The organism is Pseudoalteromonas sp. PS5, from assembly GCF_004103255.1.
GTDB lineage: Bacteria > Pseudomonadota > Gammaproteobacteria > Enterobacterales > Alteromonadaceae > Pseudoalteromonas > Pseudoalteromonas peptidolytica.
On sequence record NZ_RCSQ01000051.1, the window covers coordinates 1 to 10,710 of the forward strand.

The 10,710-nt window shown below is 41.6% G+C and carries 10 protein-coding genes; 3 read left to right on the forward strand and 7 right to left on the reverse strand.

The window, feature by feature from the left end; all coding sequences use genetic code 11:
• Nucleotides 1-98: 98 nt before the first annotated feature.
• The 4 genes from D9603_RS07075 to D9603_RS07090 all read right to left on the reverse strand — a co-directional run bounded on the left by D9603_RS07075 (nucleotide 99) and on the right by D9603_RS07090 (nucleotide 3,144).
• Nucleotides 99-614, reverse strand: coding sequence for a DUF2489 domain-containing protein (locus D9603_RS07075; RefSeq protein ID WP_128730787.1), 516 nt, complete (start codon nucleotides 612-614; stop codon nucleotides 99-101).
• Nucleotides 614-1,201: a Der GTPase-activating protein YihI gene (gene yihI / locus D9603_RS07080; RefSeq protein WP_128730788.1), complete on the reverse strand. Its 588-nt coding sequence runs from the start codon at nucleotides 1,199-1,201 to the stop codon at nucleotides 614-616. Before yihI ends, D9603_RS07075 begins: the two co-directional genes overlap by 1 nt.
• Before the next feature lie 6 nt (nucleotides 1,202-1,207).
• Nucleotides 1,208-1,879 (reverse strand): methyltransferase domain-containing protein, encoded by a 672-nt coding sequence (locus tag D9603_RS07085; RefSeq protein ID WP_125251518.1) that lies wholly within the window; start codon nucleotides 1,877-1,879, stop codon nucleotides 1,208-1,210.
• 632 nt (nucleotides 1,880-2,511) lie between these two features.
• Nucleotides 2,512-3,144, reverse strand: a complete 633-nt coding sequence (locus tag D9603_RS07090) for a c-type cytochrome (protein WP_125251517.1) — start codon at nucleotides 3,142-3,144, stop codon at nucleotides 2,512-2,514.
• A gap of 457 nt (nucleotides 3,145-3,601) precedes the next feature.
• On the opposite strand from D9603_RS07090, the gene yihA reads away from it, so the two are divergent.
• Entirely contained in the window at nucleotides 3,602-4,237 is a 636-nt protein-coding gene (yihA, locus tag D9603_RS07095) for a ribosome biogenesis GTP-binding protein YihA/YsxC (protein ID WP_128730789.1), read from the forward strand.
• A gap of 28 nt (nucleotides 4,238-4,265) precedes the next feature.
• On the opposite strand, the gene D9603_RS07100 is transcribed toward yihA, so the two are convergent.
• From D9603_RS07100 to polA, 3 genes are all read right to left on the reverse strand, one after another.
• The gene (locus tag D9603_RS07100) at nucleotides 4,266-4,796 is read right to left on the reverse strand and encodes a DUF1285 domain-containing protein (protein WP_128730790.1); all 531 of its coding nucleotides are present in this window, start codon (nucleotides 4,794-4,796) and stop codon (nucleotides 4,266-4,268) included.
• Nucleotides 4,783-5,352, reverse strand: a complete 570-nt coding sequence (locus D9603_RS07105; RefSeq protein ID WP_128730791.1) for a YceI family protein — start codon at nucleotides 5,350-5,352, stop codon at nucleotides 4,783-4,785. Before D9603_RS07105 ends, D9603_RS07100 begins: the two co-directional genes overlap by 14 nt.
• Nucleotides 5,353-6,025: 673 nt before the next feature.
• Nucleotides 6,026-8,782 (reverse strand): DNA polymerase I, encoded by a 2,757-nt coding sequence (gene polA, locus D9603_RS07110; protein WP_128730792.1) that lies wholly within the window; start codon nucleotides 8,780-8,782, stop codon nucleotides 6,026-6,028.
• A 432-nt stretch (nucleotides 8,783-9,214) separates the two neighbouring features.
• Here polA and elbB point away from each other — a divergent pair, with 432 nt between their 5' ends.
• A complete protein-coding gene (gene elbB / locus D9603_RS07115) occupies nucleotides 9,215-9,865 on the forward strand; it encodes an isoprenoid biosynthesis glyoxalase ElbB (protein WP_128730793.1) in 651 nt (216 codons plus the stop codon).
• A 282-nt stretch (nucleotides 9,866-10,147) separates the two neighbouring features.
• Entirely contained in the window at nucleotides 10,148-10,540 is a 393-nt protein-coding gene (locus D9603_RS07120; protein WP_125251511.1) for a cytochrome c5 family protein, read from the forward strand.
• Nucleotides 10,541-10,710 lie beyond the last annotated feature (170 nt).

The window sequence follows — 10,710 nt, forward strand, 5'->3', positions numbered from 1 at the left end:
AAAATTTTGCTATTTAGTGCTTCTAAATGAGAAATTTTTAACGTGGTTAGCGTCAGATTGACTCCTTCAAATTGAACAAGTATTAAGTTAAATTGGTATTATTGAAACACCACGTTTTCACTGCCTGTCGCAGCTTTAAAACGCACAATCAATTTCTCACAATCTTTCAAAATCTCTGGTTCCAAACGCTCTTCTGCACGCCAGCGCTGACTGTCCATTTTATAGATTTCTTTTTTAGAGTATTTCTTGCGTGCGTCATGAGTCGGCATTTCCTTCACCTCCTCATACATCTGATAGACACCAGGGTAATCTAGCTGTAAATCCACCTCATTATCAAAGCTATATTGAGAGATAAGCACCCAGACTCTGAGACAGCCTTCAGAGTACTCACACTGTTTCTCTTTCATCGCCCGGGCGATAAGGTTTACGCTATCAGCTATCTTGCTATTGCGCTGTTGACGCGATTTCTCTAATTCTATCGCTTTTTCTTCACGATGCTTGGCAATTTTTTCTTTTTGCACCTTCAACTGCCATAGCAATTTACCTGCGTAAAATGCCAAACCAGCAATGATCACAGCGCCGATAAAAAGTGCGACAATCCATGCAGTGTTCATTATTTGTTATCTTCCTCTAAGTCATCATCTAGCCATTCATTTGCTAAGTCATTACTCATAAACTGATCTAACGGATCATCTTCTTCCATGTCACTTTCTTCAAATTCATCATCAATACCTAAAAGTTCACATAATTCTTGATGACGTGCAATACCACGATTGAAGTATTTAGCATCTTTGCCTGTGAGTAATTCACCCTGCTCATGGCGCTCAAGCAACGACATTAAACGCTCGTCATTTTCAAGTTGCTCTAACTCTTGCTCTGGCGTCAGCACCTCAGCGGCGTTATGTAACTGCGCTTGCGGCTGTAAATGACGCTTCATTTCAGGCTGTGTATTTTCTTTAACCGGTTGCGACTCAACAACCAGAGAAATAGGTTTTTTACTTCCAGCTCGAGGATCTTTTTTTGCTGTCACTTCAGACTGCGCTTTTGGTGATATGTCTGGCGCATTTCTTGAGCCAGGCTTTTTACCTTTCGTTTTTTTATTACGCATCTCTTTTATTGCGCGTAACTCTTGAAGCTTTTCTTTACTTAACCTAGGTGTACCATTGGTCGCAATTTTACGTGTCTTTTTCTTTCTGGTCATAATCAATTACTCAAAATTCTGGCGTGTATTACGCTTGGTGAGAATGATGACATCATTCCCTATAAATTCTAAATCACAATCTTGCTGCGCAGCAAAATACGCAAAGGTTTTCTGACTAAAAAACGAAATATGTGTTAAGTCATTCTTATAATGCCAATTAGCAAAGCGCGATTTATCTATCACAAGTTTAGTCATTAATACGAGCGGTTGCCCGCAATCTAGCAGTGCTAATAATTGCTGTAGTACCTGTCTTGGTTTGGCAAGGTGCTCAACCACTTCGGTGCTAACAATAAAATCATACTGTTGTTTTAGCACCTCGGGATTATTGGCATAGTACAAGTCAAACAATGAAACTTGATGTCCTGCCTCTTCCAACATTTTTGCAAGCAAGGGGCCTGGTCCACAACCAAAATCTAACCCTAGACTTGGCTTCGATAGGCGAGCTATTAGCGGTTCAGAAACCCGAGTTAAAAAGCGGCGATAGCCTGCATCTTCCAAATCATTCTCATGACTATCATAAATCGCTTTTTCTTGCGCTGGTGTTAGCCTTGAATTTGGATCCGCCATAACCAGATGGCAGCACTGACATTGCCAATATAGTCTATGTTTGTCTTGATGATAGGTTTCAAGCTGCTCACCTAGACATAGGCCACAACTTATCAGAGTTGAATCTTGCAATGGTTAACAATAATTGCTTAATAAGAAGGCTATTGTATCAGGTAAGCGAAAAGCAACCAAATAAAAAGGCGGCAGAGATTACTCTCTACCGCCTACTAATCTGAGCGTCACAACTGGACACTTCTCCCTTCGACTTTTAAGCCTTATTATTCTTATTATTTTATTGTCGTCCGTATTGTTTTTATTTTAGACTTCCGTGACATTTCCATATTGTTATTGTTATGAGACTTCCATGAATTTCTTATTCTCGGTCTTCCTAACGCTTTCTTGATAGTCCTTTGTATCAATCTAGATACTAAATATTGCCACCTACGCTTCCGTATCGCATTGTCCCTTTTTTTGTATTGCTTGGCGACAACGAATAATTTACGCTCCTGAGCCTGAGTTACAACTGTTCAATAACAAATTTCTTACCTTAAATTTTTTAATCAAACAGAAATCATATTGATTACATTAACTTACAATGAACCAAAGCTTAAAATTAAGCTAAAACTTACAATTAAGCAAAGACAATATCTCACAGAAAAAGTGAGATATGTCTCACATTTTAGGATATAAAAAAAGGCAGCGTGTGCTGCCCTTTTTTCAATAGTAGGAGTTTACAACGAGCGCTATAAACTCAATATACGACTTTAGTGTAGTCCACCTAAATATTTAGATAGTACTTCGATATCTTTGTCAGTAAGCTTTTTCGCGATGTCACGCATCATGCCGTTCATATCGTTATTGCGAGTACCGTCGCGGAACTTTTCAAGCTGGGCCTTGATGTACTCAGGATGCTGGAAAGATATCTTAGGAAATTTAGCCAATGATGTACCATTGCCTCGAGGACCATGACATGCTGCACAAGAAGGGATCCCTCTTTCAGCATCACCCGCTTTATATAATTGCTGACCAACAGCAACCACATCTTCAGGTGTTGTACCAGCAGACATAGATAAGGTAGAGAAATACGCAGCTAAGTCTTTCATATCTTGATCTGAAAGAGGCATAGCCATACCACTCATTACCGGATCCATACGCCCTTCTTTACCACCTGAGGTCATTCCTAGCTTAAACTCTTGCAGTTGCTTGTAAATATAATCGGCATGCTGTCCTGCGATTTTTGGATACATAGTCACAGGGGCGTTGCCATCTGGACCGTGACATGCTGCACACGTTGCAGATTTCGCCTTACCTGCTTCTGCGTCACCATCGAATGCCGATGCGTTGCTTGCTGACAACGTACCAAGCAACATTGTTAAAGTTAATGCTATTTTTTTCATGGTAAATTCTCTGTTTCCGACCCTGTAATTTGCACCCATGCGAACTAAAGTCGCTCTCTTTATCGCTTGGGTAAATAATACCAATCAGTACTAAAATTAGGTTGTTATCTTAATCAGATGAATCTTACATGCAGTACTCAGCAATAATAACGCCAAACAGCACCGATCCACCCAAATATGCCTCGTTCAGTAGTGACTACTGATGGGTATACTCTTTAGATTGACATTGCAATTTCTACATTCTACACGATATTACTTTCTCTGGCACGTTTTCTGCCCATATTAAGCTTATAATTTACAGGGATTTGACCTAGATTAATTAATAATGGCGCATCAATCCCCGCCTTACGCTCAAAAAGCAGCACCCATAACTGTTAGCGTAACGCTTTTGGTTTCAGCCATACTGTTATAAAATACGCAATTCAATCCGCGAAAGTTTAATCAGTTAGGAGTCAGCGTGCTAAAATCTCGCGTGAAATATAATCAGGCACAGTTTATTACCAGTGCCCCAGATATCAGTAAACTACCACCGGATACTGGAATTGAAGTGGCTTTTGCGGGTCGTTCTAATGCAGGTAAATCAAGTGCTCTCAATACATTAACCGATCAAAAGCTTGCTAGAACGAGTAAAACCCCCGGCCGTACCCAGCTTATTAATACCTTTTCTTTGGGCGAGGATCAGCGTCTTATCGATTTGCCTGGCTATGGCTTTGCCAAAGTACCACTAGAAATGAAAAAGAAGTGGCAAAAAGCACTGGGTGAATACCTACAGCGTCGTAAATGCTTAAAAGGGATTGTGGTGCTAATGGATATTCGCCACCCGCTGAAAGATCTTGATATGGATCTTATCAATTGGGCAATTAGTAGCAGTATACCCGTGCTTGCGCTACTGACCAAAGCGGATAAGCTAAAACAAGGTAAGCGCAAAGCTGAAGTGCTTCAAGTTCGCCGTGCCTTAGCAGAGTTAAATGGCGACATAACGGTACATGCGTTTTCGTCTTTGAAAGGTATCGGCTTGAACGAGTTGGCTTGGAAATTAGACGAATGGTACCTGGGCCCTTTTGTTAAAGACAAGACTGAAGCTACAGAGTAAAAAGCGCCATGACGAAATAGAGGCGCGCCTATCCGAGATAGAAGCGCGTCTTTGCCGACACTAGATAAAATCCAATTTTATCTTCTTGCAACATCTCCACCCACTGGTAGTAGACATTTCGTGACACTCTAGCAGTTAATCCGTAATTGAGCCGCAAAAAGGGAATATCAACGCCATTTACTCGTTCTAGCGCCAGTGGAAACATACTACTAATCGGCCATTCACGTCCTATGTTGTCCACAGCAATGATGCACGGAGCAAGTGACAAACGTGAAGCATGTTCACAAAAGTACCACTGCTCAATCACAAAAGGATGTGCCATCACCTTCACAATGCAGCTTTCTGCCGGAGTTTTTAGCCAATAATGTGTTCCATCATAGCTTAATACACTCGCGAATAACGCAACGAGCGATGCTCTTTTTATCTCACTTTTTTGATGAAACCAGCGTCCATCCGTATCAATCACTATCTCGGAAAAGCCACACGAAGGGGCCGACCAGCTTTCTGTCGGCGCATGGGCTGTCACATACTGTGCAATTAATTCATCAATTTTGTTCATCAAAAACTAAATTAAAGGTGATAGGCACACTGGTGGAAATCGTTTTTAACCCAGCGATCTTGGTGAGCGCTTCGATCCCCGCACTAAAACCAAACTGTGTTGCGTCAAGTACAACCACGTTTACTGGAGTAACGACTAAACCGTCAGCATTTTTAGTCACGAGCAAGTCTAGGGTGATCTCTTGAGTTTGACCATGAAGCGTTAGCGCAGCATTAACTCCAGTGATTGTCTGAGGCCCCATAACTAAATTACTAAGTGATTTAGAGACATTGGCCGTTATCTTCGCGTGTGGATGATCCGCAACATTGAATAACATGGTTTGCATCCGCTCGTTACGGATGGGGATCATGGTTTCTACACTGGCAAGATCAATGTTGATCTCAAGTTCACCTTGCTTAGATAGCGAGCCTGCTATTTTCTTAAAATGATGTACTTCCGCAATATGTGTCTGTTTCACAGAAACAAAGCTAACATTACTATGTTGTTGATCAAGCTGCCAAGACGCAAAAGACTGAGCAGAAAATAGTGCACTACCTAACAGTAGGTATTTAAGCATGACGACTTCCTTATTAATTGAGAGAACATAACGTTTGTGCACCCAGTGTAAAACGCAGTTAAAATTAAATAAAGCCCTTCTCACTAAGGGTTTTAATACCTAGTTGCAGACTATTGCTGAAAAGGAAATTGAGACGATAATTGGAAGACACTAAAGCAGAGAAAAAGACGGCTCGTCAAAATAACGAGCCGCTATAGCAATCTGGGGAGAAGCTATCAATACACTGTATCCTCTTACGAGAGATACATCATCAACAGGATGTCCTACAGGATGAGGACGGCGCGAACTCTAACAAATAGATGTCCAGAAATAAACACCAAAAAGCAAAACTTAAGCCAATTTGATAAACTTTCAACGTTAAGTTTTTTTTTGTTACTGGAGATTAACAGAAGCTACAAATTTAAGACGCTATACCGCTAGTGTTTACTTGCACACATAAATTAAGTCATCCACAAAAAAACCGTATCACCTAGAAAGATGATACGGCGCTAATACAATAAAGTTCGCGGCTTTGCCTCTCGTGTTAAGCAGTGAGTTAATCCGCTAAGTCACCTAAGCTCAACAGGCGCAATATCAAGCTAGCCAGAGATTATTGCTTAATACACGGCAAACTTGTGCGTCAATAGCCCAGGATAACAGCTGCTAGAGAATAGGCTATTATCCCGATTTCTAGTTAGTGTGCCTGTTCCCAATTATCACCACTGTCAGCTTCTACCAGTAACGGGACATCTAGTGATGCTGCAGCACTCATTAACTCACAGATCTTTTCACTGTACTCTGTCACTTTATCGCTATGGACTTCAAACACCAATTCATCATGCACTTGCATCAATAATTGAATGTCGTCACGGCTGCACGTTTGCAGCCACTCATCCACTTTAATCATGGCCTTTTTAATAATGTCAGCAGCAGTACCTTGCATAGGAGCATTAATCGCAGCACGTTCAGCAGCCTTTCTGCGAGCACCATTACGCGCTTTTATATCGGGTAAATACAAGCGTCGGCCAAATAAAGTCTCAACATACCCTTTCTCGGCCGCTTCTTCCCTTGTACGTTCCATATATTCCAGCACTCCAGGGAAACGTTCAAAGTAAGTATCCATATAATGCTGTGCTTCGTTTCTTGGAATATCGAGTTGTCGCGAAAGACCAAAAGCACTCATGCCATAAATCAAACCAAAGTTAACCGCTTTAGCTTTTCGACGCATATCTGACGTCACTTCTTCAAGCGGCACAGAAAACACCTCTGAAGCTGTAGCACTGTGCACATCTTTTCCTTCTGCAAAAGCGCGAAGTAGCCCCTTGTCTTGAGATAAGTGCGCCATGATCCTAAGCTCAATCTGGCTGTAGTCTGCTGCAACAATTTGTTTGTTGGTGTCTGCAACAAATGCTTGGCGAATACGACGACCAGCTTCATTGCGAATTGGAATGTTTTGTAAATTCGGATCACTTGAACTTAAACGTCCTGTCGCCGTTACAGCCTGATGATATGAAGTATGTACACGACCAGTATCAGCATTCACTAACTTCGGTAATTTATCAGTGTAAGTAGACTTCAACTTCGATAAACCGCGGTGCTCGATGATAAGCTTAGGCAATGGGTAGTCATGCGCTAACTCTTGCAGCACCTCTTCCGCTGTTGACGGCGCACCCTTTGGAGTTTTCTTGATCACCGGTAGCTCAAGCTTGTCGAACAATATTGCCTGCAGTTGTTTGGTCGAACTGAGGTTGAATTCCTCACCTGCAATTTCAAAAGCTTGCTGTTCCAACTCTCCTAAACGCTTCTCTATCTCAACACTTTGTTTTGCAAGCATATCACCATCAATGTGTACGCCTGTGCGCTCAATTCTAGACAACACGCTTAATAGCGGCAATTCAATCTCTGTGAAGACCTGTTTTAGACTATTTTCTTTCTCAATTAATGGCCAAAGGTGTTGATGTAACCTAAGCGTAATGTCAGCATCTTCTGCTGCATAAGGTGCCGCTTTTTCTAACTCAATCTGGTTAAATGTCAGTTGATTCTTGCCTTTGCCCGCAATGTCTTCAAAGCTAATTGTTTTATGACCCAGATATTTAAGCGCCAATGAGTCCATATCGTGGCGAGTTCCCACGCTGTTAAACACGTACGACTCTAGCATAGTATCAAAAGCGATTCCGTTTAGCTCAAGCCCTGCGCGGGCAAGTACACTTTGATCGTATTTTAGATTTTGACCCACTTTTTTGATCTGGGGATCGGCAAGTAATGGCGCCATCACCTCAAACACCGCTGCTTGGGTAAGTTGCTCTGGTGCGCCGACGTAATCATGATGGATGGGTAAATAAGCTGCTTCACCCGGTGCAACAGCAAAACTCATTCCAACCAGATCCGCTTGCATATAATTAACACTGGTCGTTTCGGTATCAAAAGCGATTAAATCAGCAGCTTTTAGTTTGCTAACCCACTGCTCAAGTTGTGCTTTTGTAAGGATCGTTTCGTAGTGAGTTTCTACTTGGGCTGCCGCTGGTGCTGATCCCTCCGCTTCAATGGTAACGATATCTGATTGTTGTTGACCATCCAATAACTCAGCCAGCCAGCGCTTAAATTCACACTCACCATACAGCTCAATCAGGCGATCTTTGTCCATTTCTGCAATTTTAAATTGCTCTAGATCTTGCTCAACTTCACAATCAAGCTTAATCGTTGCCAATTCGTATGAGAGCTTCAGTTGTGCTTGATGCTCTTCTAGCTTCTTCGCCATGGTTTTGGAACCACGGAAACCCAAACCAGCGATTTTATCTAGATTATCATACAGTGAGTCTATCGACCCTAATCCTTGAAGCATGGCAAGTGCAGTCTTTTCACCCACTCCAGGCACACCCGGAATATTATCTACTTTGTCACCCATCAGCGCGAGATAATCAATGATCAGTTCAGGACCGATGCCAAACTTTTCCACCACGCCTGCGGGATCTAAAATGGTGTTTGTCATCGTGTTGATCAAAGTAACATGCTCATTAACCAATTGCGCCATGTCTTTATCACCTGTACTTATTAGTACGTGACGACTTTGCTCTGAGGCGATTTTAGAGAAGGTGCCGATCACATCGTCAGCTTCTACACCACTGATACTGACAAGTGGCAAGCCCATTGCTTTTATAATTTCATGGATTGGTTCGATCTGCGTTCTGAGATCATCAGGCATAGGTGGGCGATGTGCCTTGTATTCGCTGTACATTTCATTACGAAAGGTTGGCCCTTTTGCGTCAAAGACTACAACCATATGACTAGGCTGATATTGCTTCAGTAAACTCTTGAGCATATTTATCACGCCATAGATTGCCCCCGTCGCCTCACCTTTTGAGTTAGTTAAATGCGGTGGCGCATGATAAGCACGGAACAAATAGGAAGAACCATCAACCAAGATCAAAGGGTTTTGAGGGATCTGAGACATAAATATTGGATCCTAAATTAGTCTTTTACAGAGTAGAATGTAAGGATGCCACAAGGCACAAGATAAAACGAGTTTCACGTTAGCCTATCATTTGGATATTGCAAGTTGAGCCTGTGGATAACTTTGTAGACAAACACGAAAAATTGCTCCAGAACTTTCAACTTGAAGTCAGAGTACGATTTAAGGCTTTGGTTTACTTGCGTTTTTAGAGCTTTTTTAGTTGTTATTATCTTCGGCCATTTGTGGATAAAGAATTTTATTGGCCACACATTTTAGAACGTATGAACAAAAAATAGCCTGATTTTCTCAAGCGGAGGAGTATACTACCACAAATGATCAAAGATCATAGAAGATCCTTTATAATTTTTTAATTAGGCCATAATTCTTTTTATGTATATAGCGCGCGCAACAAGACGTTAGAAGGAGAAGTGAATGAAAAAAGTAGCAGTAATTTTTAGTGGCTGTGGTGTATTTGACGGTGCAGAGATCCATGAATCGGTACTAACCTTACTTAATCTAGAAAAAGTAGGAGCAAGCTACCAGTGTTTTGCACCTAATATTGATCAGTTCCATGTGATCAACCACCTAACAGGCGAGACACAAGAAGAACGTCGTAATGTACTAGTGGAAGCTGCACGTATCGCGCGTGGAGAAATAGCAGATTTGGAGACTCTCAATGCAGATGAATTTGATGCACTTGTCATACCTGGCGGCTTTGGTGTCGCGAAAAACCTGTCTGATTTCGCTTTTAAAGGTGCCGAATCAACGATTTTAGAAAGCATGAAAATCGCATGTCGTGCGTTTAACAGCCAACAAAAACCAATAGCATATTTATGTATTGCACCGGCGCTCATCCCACATATTCATGCACCAGGTACGCTTGCAACCATAGGCTCTGATGTTGATACCGCAGCTGCTATTAATACGTTAGGAGCAAAACATGTTGAGTGCACAGTATCTGACATCGTAGTTGATGAAGGTGAAAAAGTGATATCAACACCAGCGTATATGTTGGCATCCTCGGTGCTAGAGGCAGCTTCTGGAATTGAAAAAGCCATCTCAAAGTTAGTAGAAATGGCTTAATATAGAAATTAACGAGTCTGTCAGACTTATCCAAGTTAGCAGACTCTAATCCATTCTTAGGTAAATTGCGTATCTTACTTAAAGCGTATTCGTGACAACCACAAAACTTGGCTGTGGTTCTACGAATTTGGGCAAAAAGCTTGCCCTAACGCAATAAATTAATGGTTTTAACCATTTATACTCAAGTTTACGTTTTATAAATGAACAGGTGGCGTTATAATCGCAATAATTCCGTCATCCATCATCGTGATTGAACACGTTCAAACGAAGTGAGCAAGGTAAATGAAAAAACTTTCAGCAGCACTTTTATTGCTATCAACAGCCGCAGTTGCGCAACCATATGACAATTCTTTAACTGAAGAAGCGATTAAACAACGCCTTCAGCCAATCGGTTCAGTATATTTAGCTGGTGCTGAAAGTGCAGCAGCAGCGGTACCAACTGGCCCTCGCTCAGGCGAACAAGTTTACCAAGCTTCTTGTTTTGCTTGTCATGGTACTGGCGCGCTAGGTGCTCCTAAAACAGCTGATGACTGGGCTGCACGTCTAGCCAAAGGCTCTGAAGTACTACTAGACCATGCGATTAATGGGTTTAATGCAATGCCACCTCGTGGTACTTGTATGGACTGTTCTGATGATGAAATCGCAGCAGCTATCGAGTTCATGACAAAAAACTAGGTATTAGCTCGTTGCTGTCATGGTAACCAAAAATACATTAAAAAAGTGCAGCCTTTATCGCTGCACTTTTTCTCTAAAATATCATGACAATTTATACCAATTATCTTAATTAAGCGGTCTATTTTAAGGCATGAAAGGCTTACTATTTATTTGTTCTAAATAAGAAATTT